The organism is Cryobacterium psychrotolerans, from assembly GCF_900101115.1.
Lineage (GTDB): Bacteria > Actinomycetota > Actinomycetes > Actinomycetales > Microbacteriaceae > Cryobacterium > Cryobacterium psychrotolerans.
Genome location: NZ_FNFU01000019.1, coordinates 1 through 16,639 on the forward strand (window position 1 = coordinate 1; position 16,639 = coordinate 16,639).

Annotated in this window: 15 protein-coding genes and 1 tRNA gene; 1 reads left to right on the plus strand and 15 read right to left on the minus strand. The window is 68.1% G+C overall.

The window, feature by feature from the left end:
- On the plus strand, nt 1-1,393 hold a 1,393-nt coding region (locus BLQ39_RS12900; protein WP_092324524.1), incomplete at its 5' end, for an HNH endonuclease signature motif containing protein.
- 16 nt (nt 1,394-1,409) lie between these two features.
- Here the strand turns inward: BLQ39_RS12900 and BLQ39_RS12905 are convergent.
- From BLQ39_RS12905 to BLQ39_RS12970, 15 genes are all read right to left on the minus strand, one after another.
- Nucleotides 1,410-1,715, minus strand: coding sequence for an AzlD domain-containing protein (locus tag BLQ39_RS12905; protein WP_092324526.1), 306 nt, complete (start codon nt 1,713-1,715; stop codon nt 1,410-1,412).
- Complete coding sequence (locus BLQ39_RS12910; protein WP_092324527.1) at nt 1,712-2,536, minus strand: AzlC family ABC transporter permease; 825 nt, start codon at nt 2,534-2,536, stop codon at nt 1,712-1,714. The genes BLQ39_RS12905 and BLQ39_RS12910 overlap by 4 nt, the downstream gene beginning before the upstream one ends.
- Nucleotides 2,537-2,548: 12 nt before the next feature.
- Entirely contained in the window at nt 2,549-3,424 is an 876-nt protein-coding gene (locus tag BLQ39_RS12915) for a sensor histidine kinase (protein WP_092324529.1), read from the minus strand.
- 83 nt (nt 3,425-3,507) lie between these two features.
- A tRNA-Asn gene (locus tag BLQ39_RS12920) sits at nt 3,508-3,580 on the minus strand.
- Nucleotides 3,581-3,659: 79 nt separating this feature from the next.
- Nucleotides 3,660-4,697, minus strand: coding sequence for a D-isomer specific 2-hydroxyacid dehydrogenase family protein (locus tag BLQ39_RS12925; RefSeq protein ID WP_092324530.1), 1,038 nt, complete (start codon nt 4,695-4,697; stop codon nt 3,660-3,662).
- Nucleotides 4,681-5,604 (minus strand): ABC transporter ATP-binding protein, encoded by a 924-nt coding sequence (locus BLQ39_RS12930; protein ID WP_092324532.1) that lies wholly within the window; start codon nt 5,602-5,604, stop codon nt 4,681-4,683. The genes BLQ39_RS12925 and BLQ39_RS12930 overlap by 17 nt, the downstream gene beginning before the upstream one ends.
- A 4-nt stretch (nt 5,605-5,608) precedes the next feature.
- On the minus strand, nt 5,609-7,297 hold the full coding sequence (locus BLQ39_RS12935; protein WP_092324533.1) for an ABC transporter ATP-binding protein: 1,689 nt from the start codon (nt 7,295-7,297) through the stop codon (nt 5,609-5,611).
- On the minus strand, nt 7,294-8,370 hold the full coding sequence (locus tag BLQ39_RS12940) for an ABC transporter permease (protein ID WP_092324534.1): 1,077 nt from the start codon (nt 8,368-8,370) through the stop codon (nt 7,294-7,296). Before BLQ39_RS12940 ends, BLQ39_RS12935 begins: the two co-directional genes overlap by 4 nt.
- Nucleotides 8,371-8,372: 2 nt before the next feature.
- Nucleotides 8,373-9,476: an ABC transporter permease gene (locus BLQ39_RS12945; RefSeq protein ID WP_092324536.1), complete on the minus strand. Its 1,104-nt coding sequence runs from the start codon at nt 9,474-9,476 to the stop codon at nt 8,373-8,375.
- A 97-nt stretch (nt 9,477-9,573) separates the two neighbouring features.
- On the minus strand, nt 9,574-11,211 hold the full coding sequence (locus BLQ39_RS12950; protein ID WP_092324537.1) for an ABC transporter substrate-binding protein: 1,638 nt from the start codon (nt 11,209-11,211) through the stop codon (nt 9,574-9,576).
- Nucleotides 11,212-11,387: 176 nt separating this feature from the next.
- Entirely contained in the window at nt 11,388-13,253 is a 1,866-nt protein-coding gene (gene dnaG, locus BLQ39_RS12955; RefSeq protein WP_092324539.1) for a DNA primase, read from the minus strand.
- Nucleotides 13,254-13,277: 24 nt separating this feature from the next.
- A complete protein-coding gene (locus BLQ39_RS12960; protein WP_174775326.1) occupies nt 13,278-14,528 on the minus strand; it encodes a deoxyguanosinetriphosphate triphosphohydrolase in 1,251 nt (416 codons plus the stop codon).
- Entirely contained in the window at nt 14,521-15,702 is a 1,182-nt protein-coding gene (gene dusB, locus BLQ39_RS12965; RefSeq protein WP_092324588.1) for a tRNA dihydrouridine synthase DusB, read from the minus strand. Before dusB ends, BLQ39_RS12960 begins: the two co-directional genes overlap by 8 nt.
- Nucleotides 15,703-15,808: 106 nt before the next feature.
- Nucleotides 15,809-15,931: a hypothetical protein gene (locus BLQ39_RS16185; RefSeq protein ID WP_255452843.1), complete on the minus strand. Its 123-nt coding sequence runs from the start codon at nt 15,929-15,931 to the stop codon at nt 15,809-15,811.
- Nucleotides 15,928-16,602, minus strand: a complete 675-nt coding sequence (locus BLQ39_RS12970; RefSeq protein WP_092324542.1) for a DsbA family oxidoreductase — start codon at nt 16,600-16,602, stop codon at nt 15,928-15,930. The genes BLQ39_RS16185 and BLQ39_RS12970 overlap by 4 nt, the downstream gene beginning before the upstream one ends.
- Between the last annotated feature and the right edge of the window lie 37 nt (nt 16,603-16,639).

Sequence of the window (16,639 nt, forward strand, 5' to 3'; positions counted from 1 at the left end):
GTCCCTCTCCGGCGGCTCCCGAGCCGACTCCCGCCGACTCGTGGACGTCGGCACAATGATGGCCGAAGCCGAAGCCGCCGAACAGCTCGCCAGACAAGCCGCCGAACAAGCCGCCGACCAGGCCGCGGAACACCCCGAGTGGGACCTCCCGGCCGCCGCCCTCGAAGCGCCCTGGCACGCGCCACTCGGCGACGCCGTCACCGCCGGCCGGATCGGCCTCGACACCGCCGGCTTCCTCCGCAAGGGCCTCGGCGAACCAGCCGCCGGCGTCACCCCGGAGATGCTCCACGACGCCCTGACCGCCCTGATCGAACGCTGCACGGACCTCCGCACCGCCGATCGCGGAATTGCCGCCCGCCAGGGCCTGAACGCGGAACAGGCCTTCACCGCCGCCCGCCACGCCCGCGACCAGATCGACACCAACGGGATCGCCGCCCGCGCCGACGCCCTGCGCGCCGCCCAATACCTCCGCACCTGGCGCAAGCCCAACGGCATGGTCCACGGCGACTTCGACCTCAACCCCGAAAACGGCACCTTCCTCCTCGAAGTCCTCGCCCAGATCACCGGACCCCGCCGCGGCGGCCCCCGCTTCGTCGACAAAGAACGAAAGGCCCGAGCCCAGAAAATCATCGACGACCCCCGCAGCACCAACCAAATCCACGCCGAAACCCTCATCGAACTCATCCACATCGCCGTCAACGCCGACCCCGGCACCGTGTTCTCCGGCTCCCGGCCCACCGCACGAGTGGTCGTGCAACGGGGCACCCCCGGCACCCAGACCGGGAACGGGACGAGCCAGACCGGGAACGGGACGACCACGACCGGGAACGGCAGCACGACCGACCACGGCGCACTCCACGACCACGGCGCGATCGAGGGCCACCCCGACCCGATCCCCCAAGCCGACATCGACCGGCACCTCTGCGACGGATTCACCGCGATCGCCTTCGACGACGACCAGGTCGTCGACATCGGCCGGGAAAAACGCCTCTTCACCGAACGCCAAAAACTCGCCCTCGCCGTCCGCGACGGCGGCTGCCTCTGGCCCGGCTGCGACAAACCCCCCTCCTGGACAGAAGCGCATCACATCAACGAATGGCTCGCCAAGGTCGGCCTCACCAACATCGCCGACGGCATCCTGCTCTGCAGACCAGACCATCTCCGCCTCCATAACGAAGGCTGGACGATCAAACGAGAGGCAACCGGAACCTACTGGCTCGTTCCCCCACCCGGGAAAGACCCCGACCAAACCCCGATCCGCCTCGCCAGCAAAGCGGCCCTGCACCTTAGCTCCCCCGTCACCCTCCCCGCCATCGAGGCGGACGCAGACACAGACACAGACACAGACACAGACACAGACACGACTGGCAGTGTCCGGTCAAACAGCGCCTAGGCGGACGGAGCGCAATTCACGACAGCGCCCGGATCCCCGCCGCGACGCCTGCCGCCGCAATAACGACCAGGATGAACGGCACGCGCAGCGCGAACAGTGCGATCGCCACGACGACCGCGGGAACCCGGGCGTCGACCACGATCTCCTCGCCGGCGCCGAAGGTCTGCACGGCCGCGAGGGCAGCCAGGAGGGCGATCGTCAAGAGGTCGGCCACGCGTGCCGCGGCGGGTTTCTCCAGCAGGCTGGGCGGAACCAGGTATCCGGCGACCTTGAGGGCCAGCACCGCGATGGAAGCGAGGATGATGATCTGCCAGAACGTCAAGAGGCCGTCTCCACGCGCGTGCCGGACGCCGGCAGGGCGGCACCCGGAACCGGCAGGACGTCTTCCGGAACCGGCAGGGTGGCGTCGGACATCGACGGGGCCGCGCCGGGAACCGGTGCGGGGCCATCCGGTGTCCCCAGCCAATTGAACAGGCCGATGGCGACCGCGACGAGCGCGGCGACCAGCACGGGCAGGCCGGGCATCAGCACGGGGGTCAGAACCACCGCGACCACTGCCGCGGCGACAGCCACCGCTCCCGCCTGCACCCGCTTCAGTCGTGGCCAGAGCAAACCGACGAATGCGGCGGCGGCCGCGGCATCCAGACCAAAGGCACGCGTATCACCGAGTGCCTCGCCGATAAGCGCGCCCGCCAGTGTGGTGAGGTTCCAGCCCACAAAGACGGCGATGCCGGTCACCCAGAAACCGGTCCGCCGGCTGCGGGGCGTCGGCTGGGCGAGGGCAACGGCGGTTGATTCATCGATGGTGATCCAGGCGGCGGCGAGCCGTTTCCACGGGCCACCGCCGACGATGGGCGCGGTGCGGATCCCGTAGATGCCGTTGCGCGTGCCCAGGAGGGCCGCACCGGCAATGGCGGCGGGACCGGCTGCCGCACCGCCGGCGGCAAGAACCCCGACGAGGGCGAACTGCGACCCTCCCGAGAACATGACGAGGCTGATGAAGCAGGTCTGCCAGATGTCCAGACCGGACGCCACCGACAGCGCCCCGAAAGAAATCCCGTAGGCCGCGGTAGCGAGGCCGACCGCCAGGCCGGCTCGCGCGGCCGACCTGTGGTGGCGGTCGAAGCCGCCGGGGTCATTCATGTGGGCGGCCCTTCAGCGACCGAGGTCGACGCCGTGGACGCCGTTGTGGAACCGCAGCGAGGGGAAAATTGCCGACACCGAGAAACCGACGCCCGGTACCGTGCGCGCACTGAAGACGCCGCCGAAAGCCTGGGTGCGTTCCCGCATCTGGGTGAGGCCGGCGCCGGTGAGGCTGCCACTGAGAGATTTCAGATCATCATCGATCGTGTACGAGGTGCGTGCCGCGATGTCGCCCTCGCTGCCTCCCTCGCGTCGGGCGGCGGCCCGGATGCCATCGTCATCGACGAGCAGCTGCAGACCGCCCTGGGTCCAGGTGAAGGAAATCCGTGCCGAGGTGCCGACGCCGCCGTGGACGAGTGTGTTGGCCAGCGCGCTCTGCAGGATCCGGTAGATCGCCAACTCTGCCCCCGGCTTCAGCGGAAACTTCTCCCCCGACTCCGTGAGGCTCACCTCGAGCCCCGCATCCCGCATGACCCGAACCAGGTCTTCCGTGGACTGCAGGTTTGGCGTTGGCCGGTTGGATGCTTCACCGTCGCGCACGAGCGTCAGCACCCGGCGCATATCGGCCAGGGCGATCCGCCCGTCGTCGACGAGCGCGGCCGCCGCACGAACGACCGTCGACGGGTCGCTCCTGGCCGCGTACTTCGCACCCTCGGCGCGCGTGATCAGCTGGGCGAGCGAGAGGATGGCGCCATCCTGCAGCTCGCCGATGATGCCCAGGCGCCCTTGCTGCTCGGCGAGGGCGAGCTCCAGCTCGATGCGCAGGCGTTCGGCGGCAATGCGGTCGAAGACGGTGTGCCGGGCCTTCGCGGCGGCCCTGATCCAGAGCACGAGCAGCGCCGCGACAGTCAGGGCGAGGACGGCACTGAGGATGAGCCAGGGGTCCACCCGAACCGCCTTTCGTCGTGCACGCCTTCTGCGGCGAGGGAAGAAAAAAGGCCGTCCAGGGTGGAGCCCGGAACGGCCTTTCGCTCCCCGAGTTGGACTCGAACCAACAACCTGCCGGTTAACAGCCGGCTGCTCTGCCAATTGAGCTATCGAGGAATGCTTTGAACATGAAACGCTTGAACACAGCGTTGCTACTTTACCAAAGGTTCACCGTGTGCCAAATCCACTCGGCCCGTCAGTAGCCGGACCGGGGGTCGACAACGCCGACGAAGCGCCCATCGTCAAGGAAAGCACGCGTATTGAGGCGAATTCTCTCGGCGAGCAGGGGCGCTGTCATCTCGGGCGTGTCGGCCATGTGCGGCGTGACCAGGCAGCGAGGTTCGCTCCACAACGGATGCCCGTCCGGCAGCGGCTCCGGATCGGTCACGTCGAGCGCTGCACCGGCAATCTCGCCCGCAGCGAGGGCAGCCACGAGGGCGTCGGTGTCGACGAGGGCTCCCCGGCCGACGTTGACCAGGTTCGCGTGCGCCGGCATGAGGGCGAACTCCTCGGCGCCGAGCAGCTGCCGGGTTCCGGCAGTGAGCGCGGCGGCCACGACGACCACGTCCGCATCGGGGAGCACGTCGTGGAGGGCATCCGTCTGCACGGTGCGCGCGGCCCCGGGCACCGGCGCCGCGATTCGGCGGACGACCGTGACGACGGCGCCGAAGGGTGCGATGAGGCGGATCAGTTCGAGCGCGATGCCGCCGGCGCCGATGATCACGATGTTACGGCCGTACAGAGAACTGCCCTCGGGAACGGCGTTCCAGTTTGCTGCCCGCGCGCGTTTCTGCAGCACGCGCAAGAGGGCGAGGGTGAGCGCCAGCGCGTGCTCGGCGACTGGCTGGGCGTAGGCACCCTTTGCGCTCGTCCAGAGCAGTCGGGGCCGGGCCTGTGCGGCCAGGACACCGCTGAACCCGTCGACCCCGGCCCAGGGCAGCTGCACCCATTCGATCTGGGGGTTCGCCGCCAGCGTGGCCCCGAGATCGTCGGCACGGCTGTACGAGAGCCAGATCAGCCCTCGGGTCTCGGCAGAGAGCTCGGCGACCTGGCCGCCGGCGTCGCGAACGGCCGCGGCGAAGACCCCGGAGGCAGTCGGCAGGACCGCGATGGGGCCGGGCGTGGGTCGTTCCGCCGGCGGAAGCGCGGTGACGCCGCCGGCCAGCACGGCCCGGTGCTGCCCCGTCAAGCGCACGGTCGTCGCCTGAGCGACGGTCTCAGTATCCGTTGACATGCTCCGCCATCCCGCCGCCGGTCGCCGCGACCTCCTCGGTCTCGGCGGCCTCCTCGGCCACGGCAAGGTGCACCCGGGCGGCCGGTCCTTCTCCGGACAGTGCAGCCCCGAGGCCCGCCACGTAGGGGTGCCACGGGTTGTCGAAGACCTCGTCGATCGTGCCGAGACCCACCAGGACGCCCTGGTACATCACGCCGATCCGGTTCGCAACGCGGCGCAGGACGGCCAGGTCGCTGCTGATCACGAGCGCCGAGAAGGCTCGTTCGCGCTGCAGCTCACCGATCAGGTCGATCACGGCGTTGCGCACGGTGACGTCAACTCCGGCGGTGGGCTCATCGGCGATGAGCAGCGACGGGCCGAACACGAGGGCCCGGGCCAGTGCGACGCGCTGGCGCTGCCCGCCGCTCAGCTCGTAGGGGAACTTGCCGAGCAGGGACAAGGGCAGCCGCACCGCGTCCACCATCGTGGCAACCCGGGTGTCGAGTTCCTTGCGGTCGAAGCGCTGGTCCCGTTCGAGCACGGGTTCAGCGACGATCTCGGCGACGGTCATGCTGGGCGGAAGCGTGTCTGCGGCGTCCTGCGCCACCAGGCCCACCCCGTAGGTCAGGCGGGCAAGCGCCCGTCGGCCGATCCGCCGGAGCGGGATGCCGAGCACCGCCGCCTCTCCCCCGGTGATCTGCGCCCGCACTCCCCCGAAGCCGCCCGAATAGGCGGCGCCGGAGAGCACGCGGGCGATCGTGCTCTTACCCGAGCCGCTCTCGCCGAGGAGTCCGAGCACCTCACCGGGCGCGACGCGCAGGGTGAGCCCATGCACGGCCACGAAGGCCGGGCTGGCACCATGAGCCGGGTACTCGATCGTCAGGTCACTCGTGGTGATCGGGTAGTCCGGTGCGGCGCCGCGTGTCATGGGTCTATCCTGCCGCACGCAGCTTGCGCAGACCCTCCCGACGCTGGGCCTGTTCGGCCGGATCCGGCACCGGCAGCGAAGCGAGCAGCCGCTGGGTGTAGGGATCCTTCGGCGCGCCGAGGACTTCGGCGCCGGTGCCCTCCTCCACCAGCTTGCCCTTGTACAGCACAGCGATGCGGTCGGCGAGGATGTCGACGACGGCCAGGTCGTGGCTGATGAACAGCGCCGCGAAGCCGAACTCCCGCTGAAGTTCCGCGAAGAGCTCCAACACGCGGGCCTGAACCGAGACGTCCAGGGCCGACGTGGGCTCATCGGCGATAAGCAACGAGGGTTCGAGGGCGAGGGAACGTGCCAGGCTGGCACGCTGGCGCTGCCCACCGCTGAGCTCGTGCGGGTAACGGTCGCCGTAGGCGCGTGGCAGCTGAACGGCCTCGAGGAGTTCGTTCACCCGCGCCCGGGCCGCCCCGGGGTTGGACGCCCGGCCGTGCACGACGAGCGGCTCCGCGACACATTCGGCAATGGTCAGCAGCGGGTTGAAGCTCGACGCCGGGTCCTGGAAGACGAAGCCGATGTCGCTGCGAAACTTCTTGAACTCTCGTTCCTTGAACCCGTGCATCTCGTGACCGAGGACCTTGAGCGAGCCGCCCGTGACCCGGGTCAGGCCGGCGATGGCGCGACCGGTCGTGGTCTTGCCCGATCCGCTCTCGCCGACCAGGCCGAGCACCTCGCCGGGGCGGATCGAGAAGCTGATCCCGTCGACCGCCGTGAAGCCGTGGCGGCCGAGCCGGCCGGGGTATTCGATCCGCAGGTCTTTGGCCTCGACGACGGGCGTCTGCTCGGCCCAGCCGGGTGCGCGAGCCTCCGCCCTGGCCGCGGCCCGGACGATGCCCTGCCCCACGTGCGGCACGGCCGCCAGCAGCTTCTTCGTGTACTCGTGCTGGGGCGAGCTGAACAGCTTCTGCGCCGGGGCCTCTTCGACCACCTTGCCCTCGAACATCACGGCGACGCGGTCGGCCAGGTCGGCGACGACACCCATGTTGTGGGTGATCAACACGATTGCGGTGCCGAATTCGTCGCGGACGCGGCGGAGCAGGTCGAGGATTTCGGCCTGCACGGTCACGTCGAGCGCCGTCGTCGGCTCGTCCGCGACGATGAGCCCCGGGTCGAGCACCAGGGCCATGGCGATGACGACGCGTTGCTTCTGCCCGCCGGAGAACTGGTGCGGGTAGTAGTTGACGCGGGTCTCGGGGTCGGGGATGCCGACGCGACCGAGGATCTCGATCGCCTTGACCCTGGCCTCCTTCTTGCTGAACTGGCCGTGGGCACGGATGCCCTCTGCGATCTGCCAGCCGACGGTGTACACCGGGTTCAGCGCGGTCGAGGGCTCCTGGAAGACCATCGAGACGTCCGTGCCGCGCACCTGGCGCAGCTGCTGCTTGGTGAGCGAGACGATGTTGCTCTCGCTGGAGCCGTCCTTGCTGCTGAGGATGACGGCGCCGTTCATGGTCGCCGTCTCCGGCAGCAGGCCGAGGATCGTCTTGGCGGTGACGGTCTTTCCGCTGCCGCTCTCCCCGACGATGGCGAGGACTTCACCGGGGGCGACGGTCAGGCTGACGTCGTCGACGGCCTTGACCGCGCCGGCGTCCGTGGCGAAGGAGATGCCCAGGTTCGTGATCGTGAGGACATTGTTCATGGCCTGGTTTCCAATCCTGTGTCGGGGTGCGTTGCGTTGCTCTCCAGCCCGTCCAGGCCACCGGGGCCGGCGACGAGGGTGCCACCGGGAACGACGGAGGTTTCTGCGACCAGACCCGACGCCTGGGCGACGCGGCGTCGGCCACGCAGACGCGGGTCGGCCAGGTCGTTGAGGCTCTCGCCCACAAGGGTGATGCCGAGCACCACGAGAACGATCGCGAGGCCGGGGAACAGTGACGTCCACCAGATCCCGCTCGTGACATCCGACAGGGCCTTGTTGAGGTCGTAGCCCCACTCGGCCGCGGCGGTCGGCTCGATGCCGAAGCCGACGAAGCCGAGACCCGCGAGGGTGAGGATCGCCTCGGAGGCGTTGAGCGTGAAGATCAGCGGCAGCGTGCGGGTGGCGTTGCGCAGCACGTGCCGGAACATGATCCGGCTGTTGCTGGCGCCGAGCACGCGAGCGGATTCCACGTAGGCTTCCGCCTTGATCCGCACGGTTTCCGCGCGAATCACCCGGAAGTACTGCGGGATGAACACCACGGTGATCGAGATCGCCGCGGCCAGCACACCGCCGATCAGGTCGGACCGCCCACCGGAGATCACGATCGACATCACGATGGCCAGCAGCAGCGACGGAAAGGCGTACACGGCGTCGGAGACGACGACGAGCACGCGGTCGAGCCAGCCGCCGAAGTATCCGGAGACCAGGCCGAGCACCACGCCGGCGAAGATTGACAGGACCACGGCGACAACGATCACGAAGATCGCAGTCTGCGCACCCCAGAGCACCCGGGACAGCACGTCGTACCCGCCCACCGTTGTGCCGAAGAGATGCTCGCCGCTCGGGGGCTGCTGCGAACCGAACCGGCCGCTCTCATCACGCAACTGGCTGAAGCCGTAGGGTGCGAGCAGGGGGGCGAAGATCGCGGTCAGGATGAAGACGCCGGTGATGACGAGGCCGGCGACGAGCATCCCGCGCTGCAGTCCGACGCTCTGGCGCAACTGGTGGATGACGGGCAGGCGGGAGAACAGGCCGGGCTTGCGCGGGACTGTCAGGTCGGAGGTCGAGGTCATGACTAGTACCTCACTCTCGGGTCGATGATCGCCGCAATGATGTCGACGATGAAGTTGGACAGGGCGACGATGACGGCGAGCAGGGCGACGATGCCCTGCACGGCGACGTAGTCGCGAGCCTTGATGAACTCAATCAGCACGAAGCCGAGGCCCTTCCATTCGAAGGTGGTCTCGGTCAGCACCGCGCCGCCGAGCAGCAAGGCGATCTGCAGGCCGATGACGGTGATGATCGGGATGAGCGCCGGACGATAGGCGTGCTTGCTCACGAGCCGGAACTCGCTCACTCCGCGCGACCGGGCTGCGTCGACATAGTCCGTGCCGAGCGTGCCGATGACGTTCGTGCGGACGAGCCGCAGGAAGACACCGGCGGTAAGGAGGCCGAGGGCAAGGGACGGCAGCACGGCGTGCTGGAGCACGTCGATGAGCACGTCGGTGTTCCCGGCCTGAAAGGCAACCTGGATGGCGTCGATCGTGTAGAGGCCTGTCGGGTTCGTCAGGAGCTGCATCTCGAGTTCCGAGCCGGTCGTGGCGCGCCCGGCGACGGGGAGCACGTTGAGCCAGACCGCGAAGACGAGCTTGAAGAGCAGGCCGGAGAAGAACACCGGGGTGGCGTAGCAGAGGATCGCGAAGACCCGCAGGAGCGCGTCCTGACCCTTGTCCCGGAAGTACGCGGCGACCATGCCGAGCGGAATGCCGACGATGAACGCGACGAGGAGCCCGTAGAACGCGAGCTCCGCAGTGGCCACACCGTAGGCCAGGAGCACCTCGGAGACCGGACGGTTCGTGCTGATCGTGGTGCCGAAGTTGCCGGTGAAGATCTGGCCGAGGTACTCGACGTACTGCACCAGGATCGGACGGTCGTAGCCGGCCGCGTGGATCCGTTCCGCCAGCTGCTCCGGACCCAGGCGTCCGCCCAGGGCCGCCGTGATCGGGTCACCGGTGGCGCGCATCAGCCAGAACACCATGGAGACCAGGATGAAGATGGTCGGGAAGATGAGCAGGAACCGGATCAGCAGGTAGCGCCCGATCCCACCCCCGGCTGGTTTGCTCTTGCGCCCAGCCGGCCGGCCGGCCGGGACTGCCGGCGTCGTTGCCACAGTGGTCATTCTTCTTACCTCACGATTACAAAGAGAAGGGGCACCCGGCGAGAACGCCGGGCACCCCCACTTACCGAACTAGAGAAGACTCTAGTCTCTGAATCGCTTAACCCTTGGACAAAGCGGCGTAGCGGAACTTGAACGACGCGTCGAGCGTGTCTTCCACGCCCGCGACGTCTTTTCCGGTGACGGCAACCTGCGCGCCCTGGAGAAGGGGCACGGTCGACAGGTCGGCCGCGACCTTGTCCTGGATCTCCTCGATCAGCTTGGCGCGCTCCTCCGGGTCAGCCGTGACGCCCTGCTTCAGGATCAGGTCGTTGACTTCCTGGTTGTTGTAGTGGTTCTTCAGGAAGCCACCCTCGAGGAAGAACGGGGTCAGGTAGTTGTCGGCGTCGGAGTAGTCCGGGAACCAGCCGAGCTGGTACGCCGGGTAGGCGTCCGTGGTGCGGTCCTTCGCGTACTGAACCCACTCGGTCGACTGGAGCTTGACCGAGAACAGTCCGGAAGCCTCAAGCTGGTCCTTGACGAGTGCGTACTCGTCGGCGGAGCCGGGGCCGTAGTGGTCCGGGTTGTACTGGAGGTTGAGCTCGACCGGGGTGGTCACGCCGGCATCCTCGAGAACAGCCTTCGCCTTGTCGGCGTCCGGTGCGCCCTCGCCGTCGCCGTAGAGGCCCTTGAGGGACTCCGTGGCGCCGGTCAGGCCCTCGGGAACGAAGGAGAACAGCGGGGTGTAGGTGCCCTTGTACACCTGGTCGGCGATTTCTTCACGGTCGACGAGGTTGGCGACAGCCTGGCGCACGGCCAGTGCCTTGGCCGGGTCGGCGTCGGCGGTCTTCGCACCGAACGGCTGCGTGTCGAAGTTGAACGTGATGTAACGGATTTCGCCACCCGGTCCGTCAACGACCTTGACCTTGTCGTTTCCGCGCAGGTCCTCGATGTCGGTGGCCGACAGGCTGCGGAATGCAACGTCGATGTTGCCCTCCTGCACGTCGAGCTTCAGGTTCGAGGCCTCGGTGTAGTACTTGACACGGACGACGTCGGTCTCCGCGGCTCCGAGGAGGCCCTCGTAGTCCTTGTTCGCCTTGTAGCCGATGAGGTTGTTGAAGTCGTAGCTCGTGATGACGTACTGGCCTGCGAAGGCGTTGGCCTCCACGATGTCGTCGTCGGGCGTCAGCGCGTCGGCGGAGAAGGACTCCTCGTCGACGATCGGGCCGGCCGGGCTCGACAGGATCTGCGGGAAGATCTGGTCATTGGCGGCCTTGAGGGTGAAGACGACGGTGGTGTCGTCCGGCGCCGCGGTGCTGGCGAGGTTGTAGAGCAGCGAGGAAGGCCCGTTGTCGGCGGCGATCTTCAGCTGGCGATCGAAGCTGAACTTCACGTCGGAGGACGTGAGGTCGTTGCCGTTGGCCCACTTGAGGCCAGGCTTCAGGGTGACCGTGTACTCGGTCGGCGCCGTGAACTCGGCCTTGGTCGCGATGTCGGGTTCGACGTCCGGGCTGCCGTACGGGGTGTTCATCAGGAAGGGAAAGACCTGGTTCTGAACGGAGAACGAACCGTTGTCGTACGAGCCGGCCGGGTCAAGCGTGGTGACCTTGTCCGTCGTGCCGATGGTGATCGGTCCGCCGGCCTTGGTGTCGCCGCCGGTTGAGCCGCCGGCGGAGCAGCCTGCAAGCACGAGTGCCGCGGCTGCGAAGGCAGCCGATGCAGCGAGTGCGCGCTTGCGGTTTGTGGATGCGGATGTCATATCCGAAACCTCTTCCTGTAGGTGATTCCTTAGGTGTGTCTTATGCCCGGCGCGCGCGATAACGGCAGCCGTGCATAGCTGTAAGCATAGAATTAGCACAGAACGGGCGGTTCAGTGGCGCCACACGGGGCATCTTTACAGACCTGCAACCTAACCGAGTCGCCCAGCGACGGACTTCACTCCTCGCGGAGGTTGCGCCGTTCGGCTTCGACGCGCACGAGTTCACGCTGCAGGGTGGAGTAGACCTCGCGGTTGGCGGCATCCGTGCGTTGCAATCTGCCCAGCAGCTCCGCCTTCTGTCGCAGCAGGTCTCGGTCGACCAGGGCGATCGTGATGTCTCGCACGTAGCGATCGATGTCGCGCTGGGTGCGTTCGGGCAGCGGCGCCATGGCCAGCTGCCTGACCAGGTTCGCGAGCTGCTCCGGCACCTCGGCGACGACAAGGTCCAGCCAGTCCGGGTCCGCCACGTGCGGCAGGCTGGCGAGAATCCCGTCCCGCACGACGGCGAGTGACGGGTTGGCGAACGTCGTGTGCACCGCGCGGGCCAGGAGCTCGGGGGTGACGACGCCCGGATGCTGCAGGATCGCCATCAGGCCGTCCCGCTCCAGGCGTGTGACCGGGTCGGTCGGCAGCTCCAGGAGCGAGAAGGGTTTCTCGGCCGGGGCGCTGTCAGCGCCCTCCCGGCGACTCGCCGCGGCGGCGGGCTCGGGGGCGCGGCCGCGGGCCTGGGCGGCCGTGACGGCCTTCTTCACCTCGCCCAGCTCCATGCCGAGCATCCTGGAGAGCTCGTGGGTGTAGCCGGGACGCAGCGCCGGGTCCCGGATGTCGCCGACGATCGGCGCGGCGGCGCGGAGGGCCGCGACCCGCCCCTCGACCGTGTCGAGGTTGTACTGGCCGAGCAGCTGGCGGATCATGAACTCGAACATCGGCTTCTTCGAGTCGACAAGACGGCGCACCGCGTCGTCGCCGCGGTGCAAGCGCAGGTCGCACGGGTCGAGGCCGTCCGGCCCGACGGCGACGAAGGTCTGCGCGGCGAAGCGCTGCTCCTCGCTGAACGCGCGGACGGCGGCCTTCTGGCCGGCGGCATCCGGGTCGAAGGTGAAAACGACCTCGCCGAGGCGGCTGTCATCGCCAAGCACGCGGCGCAGCACCTTGATGTGGTCGACGCCGAACGAGGTGCCGCAGGTGGCGACGGCCGTGGTGACCCCGGCCATGTGGCAGGCCATCACGTCGGTGTAGCCCTCGACCACGACGACCTGGTGGCTGCGGGAGATGTCGCGCTTGGCCAGGTCGAGGCCGTAGAGCACCTGGGCCTTGTGGTAGACCGGCGTCTCCGGGGTGTTCAGGTACTTGGGGCCTTTGTCGTCCTCGAGCAGCTTGCGCGCCCCGAAGCCGATGGTCTGCCCGGTGATGTCCCGGATGGGCCACACCAGCCGGCCGCGGAACCGGTCGTAGACGCCGCTCGACCCCTCGCGGCTGGAGACGAGGCCGGAGAGGGTGAGCTCCTCTGTGGAGAATCCCCTGCCGCGCAGGTGGTTGGTGAGCTCATCCCAGCTCTTGGGAGCGAAACCGACCCCGAATCGTTCGGCGGCTGTGGCGTCGAAGCCGCGCTCGCCGAGGAAAGTGCGGCCGACCTGTGCGCCCGTGCTACCGAGCTGTTCGACGAAGAAGTCGGCGGCGGCCTGGTTGGCGGCCAGCAGGCGGGCGCGGTTGCTGTGGTCGGGGGCTCCCCCGCCGTCCTCGTAGTGAAGCTGCAGGCCGACCCGGCCAGCCAGCCGTTCGACGGCCTCGGAGAAGCTGACGTGGTCCATCTTCTGCAGGAACGAGTAGACGTCGCCGCTCTCGCCGCAGCCGAAGCAGTGGTAGAAGCCGACCTGGGGGCGCACGTGGAAGCTGGGGCTGCGTTCGTCGTGGAAGGGGCACAGGCCCTTCATCGATCCGACGCCGGCGGACTTGAGGCTCACGTAGTCGCCGATGATGTCGGCGATGTTCGTGCGGGCCTTGACCTCTTCGATGTCGCTCTGTCGGATCAGGCCTGCCATGGCTGAATGCTCCTCCCGCCCATGTCAGTCCTGCACGAGACGTTCGTACCAGGCCAGTGCGGACTGGTCGGTGAGGCTGGCCACCTGGTCGACGACGACCCGCTTGCGGGCGTCGTCATCCGGCGCGGCCTGCCAGTCCTCGCGGAAGCCGGGGTCGAGCTGAGCGTCGCCGGTGGCGAGCAGGGCGTCGGCGAGGAGCGTGAGCACCTGCCGCTGCTGGACGTAGATCGGCTTGCGCGTGTTCCGGGTCATCACGAAGGCCGCCACGATGCCCTTCAGCACCGCGATTTCGGCCTGGATCTCGATCGGCACGACCACGTGCGCCCCGAACCGGATGAGGCGCTCCCCCGGGTAGGCCTCGCGCGTTGCCCGCACGGCCGCGCCGGAGAATCGGCCGATGAGCTGGCTGGTGAGGTTCTTCAGGCGCCCCTGGTCGCGCCGGCCGGCGGTCCAGCCGTCGAGCCAGACATCGAGGGAGTCCAGGCGGTCAAAGGCCCGGATCAGCTGGTCGTAGGTGAGCTCGCCGCCGATCCACTCGTACATCGACGAGACGAGTTCGTCGTGGTCGACCCTGCTGCCCAGGGCGGCGACATCCACATAGCCGTTCACCACGGCATCCTCGAAATCGTGCACGGAGTAGGCGATGTCGTCAGAAAGGTCCATGACCTGGGCCTCGATGCAGAGCTGCCGGTCCGGCGCCCCACTGCGCAGCCACTCGAAGGCGGCGACGTCCTCGGCGTAGAAGCCGAACTTCGCGCGGCCGCTCGGGTCATTGACCGAGGAGCCCTCCGGCCACGGGTATTTGCAACTCGCGTCGAGGCTGGCCCGGGTGAGGTTCAGCCCGTAGCTGCGGCCGTCGTCGCCGAAGACCTTGGGTTCGAGGCGGGTGAGCAGGCGCAGGGTCTGGGCGTTGCCCTCGAACCCGCCCACGTCGAGCGACCAGGTGTTGAGCGCCTTCTCGCCGTTGTGGCCGAACGGCGGATGCCCGATGTCGTGCGCGAGGCAGGCCGTGTCGACGATGTCGGGGTCGAGGCCGAGCCGCAGGGCGAGCTCACGGCCGATCTGGGCGACCTCGAGCGAGTGGGTCAGCCGGTTGCGGGCGAAGTCGAGGCCAGCCGTCGGGCTGAGCACCTGCGTCTTCGCGGCCAGGCGACGGAGGGCACTGGAGTGCAGGAGGCGGGCGCGGTCGCGCGCGAAATCGCTGCGGCCCGAATTGTGTTCCTCCGGCAGCCAGCGCTCCTCGTCGTGCGTGCCGTACCCCGTAGCGTTAGCCACCGCTTGTGTCCCCTTCACCCTCGGTCAGATTGGCACGTTCCGCTCCGGCCAGCTCCTGGGAATCCAGCCAGTGCTCCGGCAGCGCCGTTCTCTTCGGCGTCCCGGCCCGACCGCGAGGCCCCTCGGCGCCTTCACCCGGGTAGGGCAGGGTGCCGTCGAGGGTTGCCAGCAGCTCTTCGAGCTGGGCCAGCGAGCCCACCGTGGCCAGGCTGGCCCGGAGGTCTCCGCCCACGGGGTAGCCCTTGAAGTACCATGCCACGTGCTTGCGCACATCGCGGCAGGCGCGCTCTTCGCTGTCGAAGAACTCGGTGAGCAGTTCCGCGTGCCGATAGAAGGTCGCCGCGACCTGGCCGAGGTCGGGCTGAATTTTCGCCGTCTCCAGGTCACCGCGGAAGGCGGCGGCCAGGTCGCCGAACAGCCACGGGCGCCCCAGGCAGCCCCGGCCGACGACGACGCCGTCGCAGCCGGTCTCCCCGACCATCCGCAGGGCGTCCTCGGCAGACCAGATGTCGCCGTTGCCCAACACGGGCGGGCCGGAGATCGCATTCTTGAGCTTTTCGATGGCCGACCAGTCGGCCTGGCCGGAATAGAACTCGGCTGCGGTGCGGGCGTGCAGGGCAATCGCCGCGACGCCGGCGCCCTCGGCCGCCTTGCCGGCCTCCAGGTAGGTGAGGTGGTCGGAGTCGATGCCCTTGCGCATCTTGATGGTGAGCGGAATCGGACCCGCCGCCTTCACCGCTGCCTCGACGATCTGACGGAACAGGCCGAGTTTCCACGGCAGCGCCGCTCCCCCGCCCTTGCGGGTGACCTTGGGGACCGGGCATCCGAAGTTCAGGTCGATGTGGTCTGCCCGGTCTTCGGCGACGAGCATGGTGACGGCCTCGGCGACCGTTTTCGGGTCGACCCCGTAGAGCTGGATGGAGCGCGTCGATTCGCTCTCGTGGTGATTGATCAGTCGCATCGAGCCCGGCGTGCGTTCGACCAGGGCGCGGGAGGTGATCATCTCGCTGACATAAAGCCCGGCGCCGAATTCGCGGCACAGCCTGCGGAACGCGGTATTGGTGATGCCGGCCATGGGCGCCAGGACGACGGGGACGTCGAGTTCAAGGGGGCCGATGCGTAGCGCCGGCGTAGTCGCTGTGCCTGCCGGCGTAGTCGCTGCTGAAGGAATCATCGTCATCAATTCTCCCAGACTTTAAATACCACCGCGAAACCGCAGTTGTGCTCGATATGAACGCGCCATAACGCGCACAACTGCGGTTTCGCGGTGGGTGGCGGGGCTAGGAACCGCAGGCGGAGCCGCCGCAGCAGCCGCCGCCGGACTGACCGAGCAGCTCGATCTCGGGGACGGTGGCGTCGGTGGCGTCGGTGGGAACTTCCTGGGTGGTGGTTGCGTCAGTCATGCGCTGTTCTCCTCGGATTTATCGGTCCGCGCCTGGCGGAGGGCTTGGGCAAAGGTATCAGGATCCTGCGCTCCGGAGATGCCGTATCGTCCGTCGATCACAAAGAAGGGGACGCCCTGGATGCCGTAGGCGGTGGCCTGGGCGACATCCGCCTTGACGTCGCCCAGGAATTCATGGTCGGTGAGCGCCCGCACGACGTCTGCCCGGTCCAGGCCGATGCCCTCGGCGAGGTCGGCCAGATCCGCGATCCGCCCGACATGGCCGCCGTCGACGAAGTACGACTTGAGCAGGGCTTCCTTCATGTCGAGCTGGCGCCCGCGGGATTTGGCGTAGTGCAGCAGCTCGTGGGAAATGACCGTGTTGGTCTGGTGCACGGCGTCATAGTCGTAGTGGAGACCGACGCTTTCGGCGATCCCGGTGACGCGTTCGAGCATCTCTTCGACCTGCGCGAGCGGCAGTCCCTTGCGCTGGCTCAGGTATTCGACCGGGCTGCCCTCGAAGTCGACCGGGGTATCCGGTGCGAGCTCGAAGCTGTGATATTCGACCTCGATCTCCCCGCCTTCGATGTCAGCGCCGAAGAGGGCGGCCCCGGCCTCGAACTTGCGCTTCCCGATGTAGCACCAGGGGCACTGCACGTCGGACCAGATGTCTACTTTGATGGTTTCGCTCACTCTGGCGCAACCGTGCCCGGTCGTCGGAATATTCCCG